Here is a 15,622-nt window from a genome sequence, read left to right on the forward strand (position 1 = left end):
TGGAGACTGTCTCCGATTGTCGAGAGGGGTACTCGTGCGAGCCGATGCCGTGCGCAACCGACGCAAGGTGGTCGACGCGGCATACGTGGCGTTCCTGCGCTCCGGCGTCGGGACGTCCCTGGACGACATCGCCCGCAGCGCCGGCGTCGGGCCAGGAACCCTGTACCGCCATTTCCCTACCCGTGATCAACTGGTTCTCGCGGTCATCGAAGACGGGCTGCGCGAGATCGCCGCGCTGGGCGCCAAACTGTCCGACCACACCGATCCGGTTGCCGCCCTTGGGCAGTGGTTGAGTGTCTACATCGGGCAGGCCGGCGTATTCGACGGGTTGGCGCGGAGCTTGGTGGCCCCACCGGACGATGATGACGACGGCAAGGAGGCCTGCCGGGCGTCGCGGGCCGCCGGCGCCACGCTGCTCGCCCGCGCGGTGGACGCGGGCGCCTTGCGGGCCGACGCCGATATCGACGATGTGCTCGATATGGCGGCGGCTATCGCCTGGGTGGGGGAGCAGCCGGATCGTGATGAGCGCCAGCAGAAGCGGCTGGTGCGGATTCTCATCGACGGCCTCCGCGCATAGGGTGGGCGGTCACTCCGACAGCTGACCGCAGGTGGGTGCGGTGGGCAACCCGTCGAAGCGATCGCCGATCCACGCCATGCTGCGCTCGCCGTCGACGAAAGCCGTCAAGAGCGCATTCGTGTTCATCTTGTTGAGGAAAGGTGGTTGTTCGTTGGTCCACAACGTGACGTCGGCTCCCAGCGCGCACCAATCTCGCGCGGTGGCCACGACCGACTCGTAGGGTGCGAACGAATCCCATCGATTGTGTGAGAGATACACCGGTCCGGTCGGCTTCACGTTTCCAATACGCTGCATCGCCAGGATGGAGCTGAGTGGCTCCTCCCGCACCGATTGATAGAGGTCCTTCTTGAACCATGGCTGCAGATGCCGGAACGCGTAGTCGATGCCGGTTTGGATCATGCATTGCCGACTGGTGTTGGCCAGCATCTCCAGGCCGCGTGGAGTGAGGGAATCCGCGATCGGTTGTGCCATCTCGGGATACGCCTCCTGAATCCCTCGTAGCACCCATCCGAGTGATCCGGCGAGCTGGTTCCCGTCAAGGGGCGGAAGCATGCTCGGCAGATCGGTGGTCGCGCCGTTGGCATAGGTTCCGACAATATTGAGTTCGGGTGCGTATGTGCCGGCCAGTTCGGCTGCCGCCAACGCGGTATGTCCGCCGCCGGCCAGCCAGCCCCAGAACGCGACGGGCCCATGCGGATCCAATGTGGTGTCGGGCAGTCTCATCGCAGCCCGCGCGGCGTCGTTGAGTGCCGTCCCGCCCGCCACCCGGTTGAGGAACTGTGGGGCCATCTGACCGTGCACTCCCAGTCCGACACCGTCGGTGACCACGATGGCGTAACCCCGCGCGAGTAGCGTCGCGATGAATCCCTCCTCGAGATTGAACATCAGATCGAAACCCGTGTCCAAGGAGGCATGGATACCCTGGTTGAACAGGCGAGAAGGTGCGCACTGCTCTCCCATCCCGTACGGGGCCGTGGCGTAGGCGAGCAGCGGGCGGGGCCCACTGCCGGGCCAGGGGACGTCAGGTTCGATATAGGTACCGGTGACCGCCACGGGATGACCCTGAGCATCGGTGCTGCGGTACATGATTCGAGTCCCGGTCCCCACGAATGCGCCCAGTTGTCCGGACGGCTCCAGGACCAGCCTGGAAGGTTCGGTTCGGATGAGGTCACCCGGCGCGCCCGGGGGCAGGGGGTTCGGCGGAGTGTAGAACGCCCAGTACCGCGACTCGTCAGCCCGGGCAACCGGCACGTTCGCCGAAAACGGTGATGACGCAATGACACACAAGGCGATGATCAGCGCCCTCAGCCAGATCCCCGGTGATCGGGGATGGACGTGCGCGCATTCGTCGCCCGGAAGGGGAATCATCGGTGGTTTCCTTTGGTTGGACAGCTTGGCGAGGGGTGGGTGCCACAGTGAGGTCAGGGCAGCATTGGGCGACAGTTCACAACTAGTTGGAACTGCTTTGGGTCGCTAATGTGTTGTGCTGTAAGGTATTAGATCGGCAGATCTAGCCGAGCAAGGCAGCGAGTTCCCTCGCGAATACGGTGATGGCGTGATCGCCGTCGTCGAGTACGCCCGCCAGTAACGGGAAGCTGTGCGGCATGCCGTCGTACTCGTGGGCTCGCACCTCGATTCCTGCCGCAGCGAGCCTTTCACCGTAGCGGTGGGCGTCGTCTGCGACGGGATCCACCGCAGCGCTGATGATCACAGCGGGCGGGGCGCCTCGGAGATTCTGCGTCAGCAACGGTGAGGCAAGGCTCGAACGACTATCGTCGGTCTCGGGTACATACATGTCGTAGGTCCATTCAAGCGCGGCCCGGGTCAGGAACGGGCCGTCCGCGTACCGTTCGACCGAGTCACTGCTCATGGTGGCGTCGAGTGCGGGGCACAGCAGACCTTGGGCCTTAACCGGAGGGCCCTGGTCACGAGAAGCAAGCGCGACGCTGGCCGCCAGTGCGCCCCCGGAGGAGTCACCGGCGACCGCTAGAGCGTCGACGTCGATGCCCAGCCGATCCGCATGTTCACTCACCCAGGAGACCGCATCGGCGGCATCATGGTGAGCCCGGGGAAACCGATCTTCTGGTGCCAGGCGGTACGCAACCGAGATCACGTTGAGGTCGCCCCGCGCGCAGAGCTTTCGGCAGAGCCGATCGTGGCTGTCGAGGCTTCCGCGTACGAACCCCCCGCCGTGCAGGTAGACAACGCCCGGCCGCGCCGGCCCAGCCGCAGCTGGACGGTAGCCCCGCGCCGCGAGCGCCCCCTGCCGCACCGGAATCGTGAAATCGTTTACCGTGCAGCGCGTATCGATGTCGCCGGCCAACGCGATCAATTTCTCGCCGGCCTCCCGGTAGGCCGCGATCGACATCTCCCACGGCGGTACGGCCGGGCGCTGGGCCAGTGACTGCAACAACTGCTGGGCCTGCGTGTGCAGCACACTCATGCGTAGGGCTCCAACTTCACTGGGGGACCTCCATTTTCGAGCGGGTCTTCCGTTCAGGCCCACGGGGTGAATCCGAGCGTGCACTATCCGTTGGTGATAGTCAACACATTGTCGAGTTTCCGGTGACGATGCAGGGGGGTGCCCTGGTCGTTCAAAGTGGACACTATGTTGACTAACTTCGACTGTGAGTCTAATCTCAAATTTGCCAAGGCCGTGGCACCGGACACCGGCGCACGGCGTCGCAACGACGAAAAGAGGGATTGACATGGCCACGAGATCGGACGTCGACCAGATCCAACCGTCAACTTCACGCGATGGCGAGAGCTACGTCTCCCACCGCGAGGACATCCACTTCAACATGACCGGTGATTTCATGACCGGCGTCGATTTCTGGATCCACGCGACCGGTGAGACCACCAACGGCCAGCTGATCGTCATCGAGACGAACTGGGTGCGCGGTACCGAACCGGTCTGGCACATCCACCACCGCGAAGAAGAGGGTTTCTTCGTGATGGACGGCGAGATAAAGATCCACACCGAGGCCGGTTCGTACAACGCCAAGAAGGGCCAGTTCGTCTGGGGCCGCAAGGATCAGCGGCACACCTATGAGGTGGTCGGTGACGAAGCCCGGATACTCGTGGTGTTCGTGCCCGGACCCGACAGCGAGGGTTTCGAGCCCAACGGCGGTATCGACAAGTACTTCTACGAGGCGCGCGACCGCGAGCTCCGGACGCCCGAGCAGCTGCAGGCAGAGGTCGAGAACCTGAAGGTCAACTACGGCCTGGAGATGTTCCCCGAGATTCCTCATCCTCGCAGCAACGCCTGAACGTGATTGTCGTTTCGGATATCTGGCATTACTGAACCATTGGAGTTGCTGTGACCATCGATGTATCTCTTGACACCGTTCCGCATTGGATCGGCGGCGGGGCCATCCTCTCGACGGAGGGGCCGCGAGCCGAGATCCATGATCCCGCTACCGGGCGCGTGACCGGGACCGTTGCGTTGGGCGGTGCCGACGTCGTCGACGACGCTGTTGCCAGTGCGCGAGCCGCGGCGGTGGCCTGGGCCGACACCCCCGGCCCTGCCCGCGCATCGGTGCTGCATCGGTTCCGGGTACTGCTGCACGAGCAGGTGGACGACCTGGCGTCGATCATCACGGCCGAACAAGGCAAGACGCTGGCAGATGCCAGGGGAGAGCTGGCGCGGTCGATTGAGGCCATCGACGTGTCGCTTTCGGTTGTGCAGCAGCTCAAGGGGGAGTACGCCGAGCAGGTTGCCAATGGGGTCGACACGTACTCCTTCCGGCAACCGCTCGGTGTGTGTGCCGGTATCACACCGTTCAACTTTCCGGCCATGGTGCCGGTGTCGATGTTTGCCGCCGCCATCGCGTGCGGGAATGCGTTCGTGCTCAAGCCGAGTGAACAGGTGCCTTCGGCATCGGTGCGGTTGGCGCAGATCGCGAGCGAGGCAGGATTGCCCGACGGCGTGCTCAACGTGGTGCACGGCGGTGTGGAGGCAGCCGAGGCGCTCATCGACCACCCCGATGTCGCCGCAGTGTCGTTCGTCGGCTCCACCCCGGTCGCGCGGGCGATATACCGGCGCGCGGCCGCGGCCGATAAGAAGGTGCAGGCCCTCGGTGGCGCCAAGAACCACATGGTGGTGATGCCCGACGCAGACCTCGATGCCGCGGCCGATGCGCTGGTGTCGGCGGCCTACGGCGCCGCCGGTCAGCGATGCATGGCCGTGACGGTCGCGGTCGCCGTCGGCTCGGCGGCAGATGCGTTGGTGGCCAGGATTGCCGAGCGCGCCAATGCATTCCGAGTGGGCCCGGGCGCCGCGTCGGGTATCGACATGGGGCCGTTGATCTCGGAGGGCGCACTCGATCGGGTCCGTGGCGCGCTGGAACGCTCCGTCGAGCAAGGCGGCCGGCTCGTGGTCGACGGCCGTGAACGGACGGCGCCCGGAGCCGGCTACTTCATCGGTCCCAGTCTCGTCGACCACGTCGACGTCGAAAGCGATCTCTACCGCGACGAGGTGTTCGGGCCGGTGCTGAGCGTGCTGCGCGCCCAAGACCTCGCGCAGGCCCTGCAGATCGTCAACGACAACCCCTACGGGAACGGCGCCATCATCTTCACCGGCAGTGGCACGGCCGCCCGCCGATTCAGCCGGGGTGTATCGGCCGGAAGCGTAGGGATCAACGTGCCTATCCCCGTGCCGATTTCCTGGTTCGGCTTCGGCGGATGGGGAGACTCGCGGTTCGGAGACGACGGGCTCAACTACGACGCCTACCGCTTCTACACGAGGTCCAAGGTCGTCACCCAGCGCTGGACAGAGCCCACGCCGGGGCTTGCTCCGCACTTTGTCGCGGCGGGCAGCCAGTGACCCCGCCCCGACTCGACCACGTCGGCATCCTGGTACGCGACCTGGACTCGGCCCTCACACATTGGTGTGATCGGTTTGGCGTCGACGTGGCCCGCAAGGTTGAGGTTCCGGTCATGAGCATCAGCGCGGCGTTCCTCGACGTGTCCGGAGCAGAGGTCGAGTTGTACACCGTCCACGACCGGGACGTGCTTGATACGGCCCTCGACGGAGCACCGGCAAAACTCGACCACGTAGCACTACGGCTACCCCACGCCGATGGTCCGGAACTGGCGGGTTGCGCCATCCGAGGGCCCGGGCGTCCGGAGCCGATCGCGGCACCGATTCTGATGGGAGACGCCACACATGTCTGGGCCGAGCCGCCAGGAATTGACGTACTTCTCCAACTGATCAGGCCGAGCGGGTGAGGTATCGCCCTACATCCGTTGCACCACAGTCGGTCTCGCCGGAAGGCAAGCCGTAATCGAATCACCCAGTAAAGGAGTAGACATGGGACGCATGGAAGGAAAAGTCGCCCTGGTCACCGGCGCGGCTCGAGGTCAGGGACGCGCACACGCTATCCGCCTCGCCCAGGAAGGTGCGGACATCCTCGCCTTCGACTGCCCGGCGAACGGAGGGGTTCCCTATCCGGTTGGCACGGCCACCGACCTGGAGATCACGGTCAAGGAGGTCGAAGCTCTGGGCCGGCGAATCATCGCCCACCAGGGCGACGTCCGCGAGCAGGCCCCGCTGGACAGGTTGGTCGCCGAGGGGGTGCAGGCCTTCGGCGGACTCGATGTCGCGGTGGCCAACGCCGGAATCTGGACCGTGCACCCGTTCTCGGATATCCCCGAAGATGAGTTCCTGGATGTACTCAACGTCAACATCATGGGACCCTGGCGCACGCTGAAGGCGGTAACTCCCGCCATGAAGGCGCGCGGAGGTGGCTCGGTGATCATCACCTCGTCCGGCAACGGCGTTGAGGGGTCGCCCCATTACGTCCATTACGTGGCATCGAAGCATGGCGTACTCGGGTTGGCGAAGAGCGCAGCACTCGAATTCGGCCAGTTCGGCATCCGGGTCAACTCGCTGCTGCCCGGGCCTACCGATACGCCCGCCCTCGATTGGCAAGGTGGCTACGACCTTTGCGCGGGCAAGGGGCCCGGAAACGGTGTCAAAGAGGATCTACAGGGCGCGAAGTACTGGGCAGTTCTCCGGGACGTCGGCCTGCTGCCGCCGCAGGCCATGAGCGAGGCGGTGCTGTGGCTCGCCTCCGACGAATCACGATGGACGACAGGCCTTGAGATGTTGGTCGAGGGCGGTCACATGGTCATGCCCGGACTCAACATGACGAAAATGGCCTTGGACAACCAATAACGTCCGAGCAAAGCCTCGAAGTCAGTGAGCCCTCTCCGACGACGTCGATCACGTCTTCGGAGAGGGCTTGCGGCGTTTGGTGGGTGACTTACGGGGCTTCCAGTCCAGGCCGTAGACCGTCCGCAGCCAGATGGTGGTGACCGTTTCGGCCATGCTCTCCAACGGAATGGCGTTCTCACTGCGCAGACTCATCAACGACAGGTTGCGTTCACCCATCCACATCAACGCGGCAGCCAACGACCTGGCCGGTGGTCCGTCGACGGCCACGCCTGCGGCTCTGTCTCGTTCGATGCTGGCAGCCGACGCGTCGATGAACCGGCCGAGGATCGAGTCCCACTGCGTCTGCAGGTCCGGCTCGGCCGCAGCGGCGTCACCCACCTCACGAAGTACGTGACCATGGCGTTCCCACACCTGAATGACCTCGTTGACGGCGTGCTCGATGGCGGCCTCCGGCGGCATGCCCGCCGGGCGCTCAAAAATCAGTTGCGAGGCTTGGAACACGTCGGCGGTGACCCTCGAGAGCAGCGCGGAAAGTACCTGCCACTTGGACTCGAAGTAGAAGTAGAACGACGACCGCGAGAGCCCAGCGCGCTTGGTGAGATCGTCGATGGAAATGTTGCGCAGGGGTACCGTGCGCAACAGGTCGTAGGCACCTTCGAGGATGGCTTGTTCGCGTCTGTCACCTTTGATGTTTCGTCGTCCCACCCGCGTCTCCGCGGTGCTCAGGTTGAACGATGAAGTGGACGCCATAAGACACATGATAGGTCAGGTCGACCATGAACCCGGTGTACCGCGTGGGCCTCACGAGCGAATTACTCGACGGTGTGTTGATAATCATAGACGCGGAGTACATACTGTAAGGGGTGCAGACTCGACCGCTGTTCTGCTTGCGCTCTAGCTGTATTCGCCCGCCTGGCCGCGCAATGTTGCGCGAGCCTTCTATTCGAAGCAGGAGTCAACCGTGTCCAACCTCGCAGGCAATCTCGTCGCGACCGCGCACGAACACGGCGACCGGCCGGCGGTGAAGCTCGACGAATACGTCCTGTCCTATGGTCAACTCCATCGCCGCGCCTCGGCCGTGGCCGGGGATCTGCGGGTCCGGGGTGTGCTGCCGGGCGACCGGGTGGGCCTGGTGCTTCCCAACGTCCCCGCATACCCGGTGCTGTTCTACGGTGTGCTCCTGGCCGGCGCGGTGGCAGTCCCGATGAATCCGTTGCTCACTGCGCGCGAGGTCGAGTACTACCTCGCCGACTCGGGCACGTCACTGGTCTACGGGTTGCAGGGGAGCGATTCCGTCGTGCCGGCCGCGGCGGCGAAGGTCGGAATCAGCTCGGTACTGGTGCCTGCTACGGGCCCAACCAACCTGTCCGGCACCCGAATTCATGAAGCGACCGAGCGATCCGACAACGATACTGCCGTGATCCTCTACACATCCGGCACCACCGGGAAACCCAAGGGCGCAGAACTAACCCACCGGAACCTGTCGACCAACGCCGCGACGACGGTGGATGCACTGATCAAAGTGGGCCCCGAAGACGTGATTCTCGGTTGCCTGCCGTTGTTTCACGTCTTCGGCCTCACATGCGGGCTCAACGCGGCGGTCAAAGCCGCTGCCATGCTCACCCTCGTCCCGCGCTTCGAGGCGGCCAAGGCTTTGCAGGTGCTGGCCCGTGATCGAGTGACGGTTCTCGAGGGCGTGCCGACGATGTACGCCGCGATGTTGCATTCCCCCGATGCGGACAGCACAGACATGTCCTCGCTGCGTACGTGTATCACTGGCGGTGCACCGATGCCGGTGGAGATTCTCAAAGCGTTCGAGAAGCAGTTCGACTGCGAGATCTACGAAGGGTACGGGCTTTCCGAGACCGCACCCATCGCCTGTTTCAACCAACCCGGCCACCAACGCAGACCGGGCACCATCGGGATACCCGTACGGGGCTGCGCGCTGCGGATCGTCGACGACGCCGGCGAGGACGTTCCCGACGGCACACCTGGGGAGATCGCCATCCAGGGCGAGAATCTCATGAAAGGGTACTGGAAGCGACCTGAGGCGACGGCCGAGGCTATTCCCGACGGATGGTTTCGTACCGGGGACATCGCCACCCGGGACGGCGACGGGTACTACACCATCGTCGACCGGAAGAAGGATCTGATCATCCGGGGTGGGTACAACGTCTATCCCCGCGAGGTCGAGGAAGTCCTCTACGAACATCCCTGCGTCGCTGAAGCAGCGGTGATCGGCATCAAACATGCCGCCCTCGGGGAGGAGATCGGCGCGGCCGTAGCGCTCAAACATGGGGCGCAAGCCGGGGTCGAAGAATTGAAGACCTTTGTCCGAGATCGACTCGCCGCGTACAAATACCCCCGCGAAGTCTGGTTCGTCGACTCCTTGCCCAAGGGTGCGACCGGCAAGATCCTCCGGCGCGAGGTGCGGCCCCCCAACTGAGCCGAGATCCGCTGAGTCCCTTGGACGCTCTCATCGGTGGCTTGATGGACGTCGGTTATCAGGTGGGTCAGCCGTGATGAGGCCGGCGTCTCGTCGCGGCCTACCGTCAGGTGAGGGTTGACGTCGCTTTCGCTCATGCCGAATTCGATGTCTAGGGTCATCGTTGCCGCCAGGGCGTACCAGTCACGGTGTCCGGTGCGCGGCAGTATGCGGCCTTGGCTCGGGTCAGTTCGTAGAAGGCGATCAACTCCGCCTGGCCGGTCATGTGACGACCAGTTCGAGATGGTCGAGGCGGCGAACGAGGAGGCTGGGCAGCCAGCGCCCCGTCTGGGCAGCCTCGATGAGTGTGGTGCGTTGCAGCAGTTGACCGAGTACGACGGTGGCTTCCAACCGGGCCAGCGCGGCGCCCACGCAGAAGTGCGCGCCCTTTCCGAAGGTGAGGTGGGTCTTGCCGGCGGGCCGGTCGAGCCGGAATTGATTGGGGTCGGTGAAGTGGGCGGGGTCGCGGTTGGCAGCGCCCCACATGAGGAACAGGCGTGAACCGGCCTGCAGGGCAACACCTCCCAATTCGGTGTCGTTGACGACGTGGCGGTAGTGACCCCGAAACGGCGGCTCGAAACGCAGCACTTCTTCCAGGAACGCGCCGAGCAGTTCCGGCCGCTCGCGAATTTGATGTTGGATCGCGGGGCGGGTCGCTAGGATCCAAGCCGCCGAACCGATCAGTGACGCTGTGGACTCACCTCCCGCGCTGAACAGGGTGATCATCATCGCCAGCGCCGTGAACTGGTCCAGTTCGCCGGTGGCGCATGCCGCGGCCAGGTCTCCGAGCAGGTTGTCCTGGGGGTCGCCCGAAGCGTGCTGGAACTGTTCAGTGATGTATTCGCTGAGTTCCATGACTGCGACGCCGGCGGCGGTGAGCTGTTGTTGGGTGACCAGTCCTTCCACGAATTGGGTGGCGGCGTATCCCCATTCAATAAGCTTGTCGGTGTCCTGATCGGGGACGCCGATGATGCGTCCGACGATCATCATCGGCAGCCGGTTGGCCATCGCGCCCATCCATTCGACGCGCCCGCCGTGCACCCGGGTTTCCCAGATGTGGGCCGATGTATCGGTGACGAAGGACTCGATGGCGCGTATCCGTTTGGCCGCCAGTTGCGGGATCAGCGCCCTGCGGTGCACGGCATGAGCGGGATCATCGGCCGTGGCCAGTGCTTGGGTAGGGCCGCCGAGTTCACCCATCGGGAAGGTCCCCACCGTGCCGTCGGGATTGCGCATCATGGTGGCGGTGAGGTTGGAGGAAAAGTCATCACACCGGGCCACTGCTTCGTTGACGGCCTCCCATCCGGTCACGGCATAGAAGTCCGAGTCACCGATCCGGTGAACGCGCCCACGGTCGTGCATACGCGCATAGAGCGGATACGGGTCCTGGATGAACTGATCATCGAATAGCGCAAGCCCGAGCGCCCCATCTCGACGTGTCATCGCTCTAAGTTGCTGGTCTGCGACGACGGGGTCAACCCGCCGCGACGAAGTCGATACCGTGGACACCCCATCGCGCGGGAGGGTTGTCTCAGCTGTGGGCGCTGACCTGCACACAAGAGGGAGACGTTGGTAACTATTCGTCTCAGGGCTGAGAATGTACTTTCGATACGATGCAAGGAGTGCGGCGGGGTGACACGTGAGGATTGGGTCGTCGGCGGGGACCGCCGGGCCGCCGCGACCGAACGCATCTACACCGTCGCAACCGAACTGGTACTCCACGACGGATTAGACGCCTTAGACATCGACGCGTTGGCCAAGCAGGTGCACTGTTCGAGAGCGACCATCTACCGCTACGCCGGCGGCAAGGCACACATCCGCGACGCCGTGCTACTGCGCATCGCCACAGCCATCACCGACACCGTCCGACGCGAAGTCGATGGCCTCAGCGGTCCCGAACGGGTCGTCACGGCCATCGCCGTGGCGCTGCAGCAGATCAGGTCCAACCCGATACGTCAGCTGATGATGACATCCACCAAGGCACCCGCACTCAGCGACCTGCATTCCTCACCAGTGCTCAACGCCTTGGCCGCCGAACTCACCGGGATCACCGATGACGATCCCGTAGCCGCGTTGTGGATCGTTCACGTGGTGCTGTCGATGGCCTACCTGCCCCTCGGCGACGAACACCTCGAAGCCGAGGTGTTACAACGGTTCATCGCTCCGGCATTCGACGTCTAATGGATGACGACTTCCTTCAGGGCAACAATTGTGAAGGAAATCAGTCCGACGAAGGGGGAGCCGCGACCTCGATGATCGACTTTCCCTGAGTGCCGCCGGCGAGCGCCAGGTTGAGGGTCTCCCGAGCATTTTCCAATCCTTCGACGATAGTCTCGTCGTAGGTCAGCGAGCCCTCGCCCAATGCCGCGGCGAGCTTTCCGATGATTTCCGCGTAACGTTCGACGTGGTCGGTAACGATGAAGCCCCGTAGGGTGGCTCGCTGCATCAGCAACTGGTTTGCGTTGCGTAGGCCCGGTTGGTCGCTGTGTTCGTTGTAGTTGTCGTACTCGGAGATCAGACCACACAGCGACACTCGTGCGCCCACGTTCAACCGGCCCAGGACGTGATCCATGATCGGGCCGCCGACGTTCTCGAAGTCGACGTCGATGCCGTCGGGGGTCGCCTCGTCGAGCAGTTCGCGCCAGTTGTCCGCGTGTCGATCCACGCAAGTGTCAAAACTCAGTTTCTCCACCAAGTGTCGGCACTTTTCCACGCCACCGGCGATGCCGACTACGCGGGCACCACGCTGCTTAGCCAGCTGTCCGGCGATCGAACCGACGGCGCCGCCCGCGGCGGAAACAACCACTGTCTCGCCCGACTGAGGGTCGCCCAACTCCACACCGATGAACGCTGATATGCCGGTGTGGCCAAGTACGCCGAGGAATGCCGGAAGCGGTGCGGGCAGTGGGTCGGGAAGAACTGTGAACGGGAATTCCAGGACGGAATCGTCAGCGACACAATAGTCTTGCCAACCGGTGAAGCCGAGTACGAACGCTCCGACCGGCAGATCGTCTCGCCGGCTTTCGACGACCTGTCCGACACCGAGGCCTCGCATCACCGCACCCAACTCAACCGGTGGGATGTAGGAGCGCAACTCACTCATCCAGACGCGGTTCGTCGGGTCGAGCGAGAGGTACAGGGTACGGACCAGCGCCTGCCCTTCGTCAATGTCCGGAATGGACTCCTCGACCCACTCGAGGTCTCTGTCGGTGACCTGGCCGTGCGGCCGGCTCTGCAGACGAAAGAGCCGGTTGATGGGTGTTGTCATAGCGGATCCTCGTTGGACGCAGGTGTCTGGGATGGGTGGTCATCGTGCGGCGCAAGTGCCGCAACCAGGGGATAGGCCGATACCACCAGCGACGTTAGACTAGCCGTCGTTGTTAATCAACACTATGTCGAAACAATGGAACGCTTCAATTCTCGACATAGTGTTGACTATTAACGACGTGTGGTGCACTGTCGGTTTGGACATCGACTGAGACAGCAGTCGACCAGAAGATGGAGGCGGCGCATGAGCGTACAAACGGACAACCGCGCGACGGTTGAGCGATTCTGGGGGGCCCTCGATGACGGTCCGCCTCGCGGCGAGGCACTGGAGGCGTGGAAGGACATCTTCGCCGAGGATGCCGTCTGGGAGATGCCCTTCGCTCCAGAGCCGCTCGCCGATACCGTGCCGGGCCGGCACCTGATCGGTCATTTCGTCGACTGGTTTTTCTACTCCGTGCCCGACCTCCGGATCGATTCGCTGACCGTGCACGACACGACCGACCCGGAACTCTTCATTCTGGAACTGCACGGAAAGGCGACGGTCACGCAGACCGGGAAGATCTACGCCAATACCTATTGCACCCACATGCGGATCCGGGACGGCAAGGTTGCGCTGATCCGCGAGTACTTCAATCCCAATGTTGTCGTGGAGGCCTTTGGGCGCGACGTGATCGCCGAGGGCATGTCAGCCGTGATGGCTGCCGCCGGAGTGGGGGCGGCCCAGTGAAGTTGGAGCCGGAGTTCAGCTACACCGCAGAACTCGCCGAACCCCAGATCGTCGGCCCGGGACCCTACGGACTACGCCAGGTCCTCGCCGTCACCGGAGGTAAAGTCACCGGCAACCGATTCAGCGGAACCGCCGCCCCCGGCGGCGGAGACTGGCTGCTGGCCGGTGAGGACGGCTACGGTCGACTCGACGTACGCGCCCAGTTCTACACCGACGACGGCGCCGTCATCTACATGAGCTACCAAGGCCTGGTCGAAGTCACCGAAGCCGCCGCGGGCGCCCTCGGCGGCGCCGGCACCGGCACCGACTTCGGCGACCACTACTTCGTCACCACCCCACGCCTGGAATCCGGAGACCCCAAATACTCCTGGGTCAACCAGAACATCTTCGTGGGACAAGGACGCATCCAACCCGGACCAGTCGTCGAATTCCAAGTCTTCCGAGTCGTCGCATGATCCCCGAGTGACATCGAGCAGGTAGGGCCGGCCCGCGTTTCGGCGCGGGCGAGTCCGACTTGGCCGAATTCATATGTCACTCCACGACTTTGAGCTCAGATCTACTGGACCGCGACGAACACGCACACCGCCGGCAGGCTGACGTTGACGGCGACGTTGCCCACTCCTTCATCCGTTGCTGGGTGATGGCGAGCTTCGGGTACGCGGCGGCGCCGGTTTGACCGGTGGCTTGCAACCGTTCGCGCGACATCGCCGGCTTGGCTGGCTCAGGATGCCAGAAATATCAGCGCCGGAGCGATCTGGGCCACCCAGACCATTGTGTGCATGATGCGGACATCCACTCGGGTGAGCTTCTGTTACACGGCGGACCCTGACGGTGAGTGCCCGCTATGTCATAGACGCGGCAGCGGTACGGACTGTGACAACCGGCCAGGCGGTATCACGCGGAGTAGCGGGTTTGCGTAGATTGGCACCGTGTTGCGTCCCTGTTCGGTCCTCGCCTCGGAGTCCGCCGGAGCGGTCGCGGAACTGCGGCGGCATTATGGATAGCGGGCTTTCGCGATGACCGGTGCCGATGAGTATCCGCTGACACCGGTTCAGCAGCGCGCCTGGTTGAACTACATGCGGGTGTACCACCGGCTCGAGTACGAGATGAACCATCACCTGCGGACCGAATGCGGGCTCTCGCTCTACGACTACACGGTGCTCAACGCACTCTCGCGGGCACCGGACCATCGCCTCCAGGTGACATCGCTGGCGACGGTGATCGGGTGGGAGCGCAGCAGGCTCTCGCACCACCTGATGCGGATGACGCGTCGTGGCCTGGTCGAACGCGCGGCGTCGGAGACCGACGGGCGCGGCACGGTCGTCATCCTCACCGCCGAGGGCTGGGACCTGCTCATGGGAGCCGTTCCGGTGCATGCCGAGTGGGTGCGGCGGGTCTTCTTCGCCGACCTGGATCCCGAGTGTGAGGATGCCCTCGCCGACATCCTTGCCACGGTGCACGAGGGTCTGTTGCGCGAGGGCACCCTGCCGCGCCCCGACATCGACTAAACCTGTCGCCATCCCTCGTGACATGGGGGCTTGACAGAACACCCGGCCGGCATCCTATGATCCAGACAACAGTTCATTGTTAACAATCTAGGAGAGCGGCGTGGCGATCGACTCGCTTCGGGAGGCCCATCGCCTTCGGCTGAAAGACGATGTGCTGTCGGTGCTGCGCGATGCCATCATTGCTGGAACGTTTGCTCCCGGAGAACGGCTGCACGAGAAGGAGTTAGCCGAACAGTTGGGAACGAGTCGGGGTCCGATTCGGGACTCCCTCGCGACATTGGCTCATGAAGGTTTGGTCATCCACGAACCTCACAAAGGCGCGTATGTCCCGTTGCTCGACAGGACAGACATCGAGGATGTCTACACGCTGAGGGTCTCGCTCGAGGTGCTGGCCGCGCGAACCGCCATAAAACGGGCACAGGACGTCGATTTCACGTCGCTCGAGTCCGCGCTGCAGGAAATCGCCGATGCATTCGACCGGGGAGAACGCCGCGCCATCACCGATGCGGACCTACGCTTTCATGACGCGTTCTACCATGCGGCGCACCATGATCGGCTCACGGCCGCATGGCGCTCAGTGCGGTCTCAAGTCGCGTTGTGCCTATTCTCGCGCAACACGGTATCGGCCACCAGCCGTGAAATCGTCGTCGGCGAACATGCCCACATCCTGGAACTGGTCCGGAGCCGAAGAGAGGCGGACCTCGTCGAAGCTGTTCGGGTTCATATCGAAACCGCCTACGAGCGATTGGCGACGTCCTACGACTGACCCGGTCAGGGGAACTGTGCTCGGCCTCCTGGTCGATCCGGCTCGGGGAAATCTATTATCGAGAGGTTGTTAACAATGAACGGTCGACAATCATCGCGGAAGGCGGGATTGGCC

Annotated in this window: 16 protein-coding genes; 11 read left to right on the forward strand and 5 right to left on the reverse strand. The window is 63.8% G+C overall.

Annotation, left to right across the window (positions count from 1 at the left end):
• Positions 1 to 34 precede the first annotated feature (34 nt).
• A complete protein-coding gene (locus tag ACWDTP_RS01975; RefSeq protein ID WP_450016034.1) occupies positions 35 to 577 on the forward strand; it encodes a TetR/AcrR family transcriptional regulator in 543 nt (180 codons plus the stop codon).
• Positions 578 to 586: 9 nt separating this feature from the next.
• On the opposite strand, the gene ACWDTP_RS01980 is transcribed toward ACWDTP_RS01975, so the two are convergent.
• Together ACWDTP_RS01980 and ACWDTP_RS01985 are read right to left on the reverse strand one after the other, a co-directional pair.
• On the reverse strand, positions 587 to 1,945 hold the full coding sequence (locus tag ACWDTP_RS01980) for a lipase family protein (protein WP_450016036.1): 1,359 nt from the start codon (positions 1,943 to 1,945) through the stop codon (positions 587 to 589).
• A gap of 142 nt (positions 1,946 to 2,087) precedes the next feature.
• Positions 2,088 to 3,020, reverse strand: coding sequence for an alpha/beta hydrolase (locus ACWDTP_RS01985; RefSeq protein WP_450016038.1), 933 nt, complete (start codon positions 3,018 to 3,020; stop codon positions 2,088 to 2,090).
• A gap of 265 nt (positions 3,021 to 3,285) precedes the next feature.
• Between ACWDTP_RS01985 and ACWDTP_RS01990 the strand changes: the two genes are divergently transcribed.
• From ACWDTP_RS01990 to ACWDTP_RS02005, 4 genes are all read left to right on the forward strand, one after another.
• Positions 3,286 to 3,846 (forward strand): cupin domain-containing protein, encoded by a 561-nt coding sequence (locus ACWDTP_RS01990; protein WP_450016040.1) that lies wholly within the window; start codon positions 3,286 to 3,288, stop codon positions 3,844 to 3,846.
• A 50-nt stretch (positions 3,847 to 3,896) separates the two neighbouring features.
• Positions 3,897 to 5,402: a CoA-acylating methylmalonate-semialdehyde dehydrogenase gene (mmsA, locus tag ACWDTP_RS01995; protein WP_450016042.1), complete on the forward strand. Its 1,506-nt coding sequence runs from the start codon at positions 3,897 to 3,899 to the stop codon at positions 5,400 to 5,402.
• Positions 5,399 to 5,806 carry a VOC family protein gene (locus tag ACWDTP_RS02000; protein WP_450016044.1) on the forward strand — a complete coding sequence of 136 codons (408 nt, stop codon included), beginning with the start codon at positions 5,399 to 5,401 and terminating at the stop codon, positions 5,804 to 5,806. Before mmsA ends, ACWDTP_RS02000 begins: the two co-directional genes overlap by 4 nt.
• Before the next feature lie 82 nt (positions 5,807 to 5,888).
• Positions 5,889 to 6,755, forward strand: coding sequence for a mycofactocin-coupled SDR family oxidoreductase (locus ACWDTP_RS02005; protein WP_450016046.1), 867 nt, complete (start codon positions 5,889 to 5,891; stop codon positions 6,753 to 6,755).
• A 48-nt stretch (positions 6,756 to 6,803) separates the two neighbouring features.
• Here ACWDTP_RS02005 and ACWDTP_RS02010 read toward each other — a convergent pair whose 3' ends face one another.
• Positions 6,804 to 7,514 (reverse strand): TetR/AcrR family transcriptional regulator, encoded by a 711-nt coding sequence (locus ACWDTP_RS02010; protein ID WP_450016047.1) that lies wholly within the window; start codon positions 7,512 to 7,514, stop codon positions 6,804 to 6,806.
• Between the two features lie 202 nt (positions 7,515 to 7,716).
• On the opposite strand from ACWDTP_RS02010, the gene ACWDTP_RS02015 reads away from it, so the two are divergent.
• Positions 7,717 to 9,201: a long-chain-fatty-acid--CoA ligase gene (locus ACWDTP_RS02015; RefSeq protein WP_450016049.1), complete on the forward strand. Its 1,485-nt coding sequence runs from the start codon at positions 7,717 to 7,719 to the stop codon at positions 9,199 to 9,201.
• A 261-nt stretch (positions 9,202 to 9,462) separates the two neighbouring features.
• Here ACWDTP_RS02015 and ACWDTP_RS02020 read toward each other — a convergent pair whose 3' ends face one another.
• Positions 9,463 to 10,683 (reverse strand): cytochrome P450, encoded by a 1,221-nt coding sequence (locus ACWDTP_RS02020; protein ID WP_450016099.1) that lies wholly within the window; start codon positions 10,681 to 10,683, stop codon positions 9,463 to 9,465.
• A 189-nt stretch (positions 10,684 to 10,872) separates the two neighbouring features.
• Between ACWDTP_RS02020 and ACWDTP_RS02025 the strand changes: the two genes are divergently transcribed.
• Entirely contained in the window at positions 10,873 to 11,421 is a 549-nt protein-coding gene (locus ACWDTP_RS02025) for a TetR/AcrR family transcriptional regulator (RefSeq protein WP_450016051.1), read from the forward strand.
• A gap of 40 nt (positions 11,422 to 11,461) precedes the next feature.
• On the opposite strand, the gene ACWDTP_RS02030 is transcribed toward ACWDTP_RS02025, so the two are convergent.
• Complete coding sequence (locus ACWDTP_RS02030) at positions 11,462 to 12,508, reverse strand: NADP-dependent oxidoreductase (RefSeq protein WP_450016053.1); 1,047 nt, start codon at positions 12,506 to 12,508, stop codon at positions 11,462 to 11,464.
• Between the two features lie 183 nt (positions 12,509 to 12,691).
• Between ACWDTP_RS02030 and ACWDTP_RS02035 the strand changes: the two genes are divergently transcribed.
• The 4 genes from ACWDTP_RS02035 to ACWDTP_RS02050 all read left to right on the forward strand — a co-directional run bounded on the left by ACWDTP_RS02035 (position 12,692) and on the right by ACWDTP_RS02050 (position 15,508).
• Positions 12,692 to 13,234: a nuclear transport factor 2 family protein gene (locus tag ACWDTP_RS02035; RefSeq protein WP_450016101.1), complete on the forward strand. Its 543-nt coding sequence runs from the start codon at positions 12,692 to 12,694 to the stop codon at positions 13,232 to 13,234.
• Positions 13,231 to 13,689 carry a DUF3237 domain-containing protein gene (locus ACWDTP_RS02040; RefSeq protein WP_450016055.1) on the forward strand — a complete coding sequence of 153 codons (459 nt, stop codon included), beginning with the start codon at positions 13,231 to 13,233 and terminating at the stop codon, positions 13,687 to 13,689. The genes ACWDTP_RS02035 and ACWDTP_RS02040 overlap by 4 nt, the downstream gene beginning before the upstream one ends.
• Positions 13,690 to 14,250: 561 nt before the next feature.
• Complete coding sequence (locus tag ACWDTP_RS02045; protein ID WP_450016056.1) at positions 14,251 to 14,742, forward strand: MarR family winged helix-turn-helix transcriptional regulator; 492 nt, start codon at positions 14,251 to 14,253, stop codon at positions 14,740 to 14,742.
• 100 nt (positions 14,743 to 14,842) lie between these two features.
• Positions 14,843 to 15,508: a GntR family transcriptional regulator gene (locus tag ACWDTP_RS02050; protein WP_450016057.1), complete on the forward strand. Its 666-nt coding sequence runs from the start codon at positions 14,843 to 14,845 to the stop codon at positions 15,506 to 15,508.
• Positions 15,509 to 15,622: the final 114 nt, after the last annotated feature.

The organism is Mycobacterium sp. NPDC003449 (assembly GCF_053588415.1).

Excerpts from the sequence above, each read along its gene's own strand:
- ACWDTP_RS01980 (WP_450016036.1), bottom strand. The coding sequence starts at position 1,945 with ATGATTCCCCTTCCGGGCGACGAATGCGCGCACGTCCATCCCCGATCA.
- ACWDTP_RS01985 (WP_450016038.1), bottom strand. The coding sequence starts at position 3,020 with ATGAGTGTGCTGCACACGCAGGCCCAGCAGTTGTTGCAGTCACTGGCC.
- ACWDTP_RS01990 (WP_450016040.1), top strand. The coding sequence starts at position 3,286 with ATGGCCACGAGATCGGACGTCGACCAGATCCAACCGTCAACTTCACGC.
- ACWDTP_RS02005 (WP_450016046.1), top strand. The coding sequence starts at position 5,889 with ATGGGACGCATGGAAGGAAAAGTCGCCCTGGTCACCGGCGCGGCTCGA.
- ACWDTP_RS02010 (WP_450016047.1), bottom strand. The coding sequence starts at position 7,514 with ATGTGTCTTATGGCGTCCACTTCATCGTTCAACCTGAGCACCGCGGAG.
- ACWDTP_RS02020 (WP_450016099.1), bottom strand. The coding sequence starts at position 10,683 with ATGACACGTCGAGATGGGGCGCTCGGGCTTGCGCTATTCGATGATCAG.
- ACWDTP_RS02030 (WP_450016053.1), bottom strand. The coding sequence starts at position 12,508 with ATGACAACACCCATCAACCGGCTCTTTCGTCTGCAGAGCCGGCCGCAC.
- ACWDTP_RS02045 (WP_450016056.1), top strand. The coding sequence starts at position 14,251 with ATGACCGGTGCCGATGAGTATCCGCTGACACCGGTTCAGCAGCGCGCC.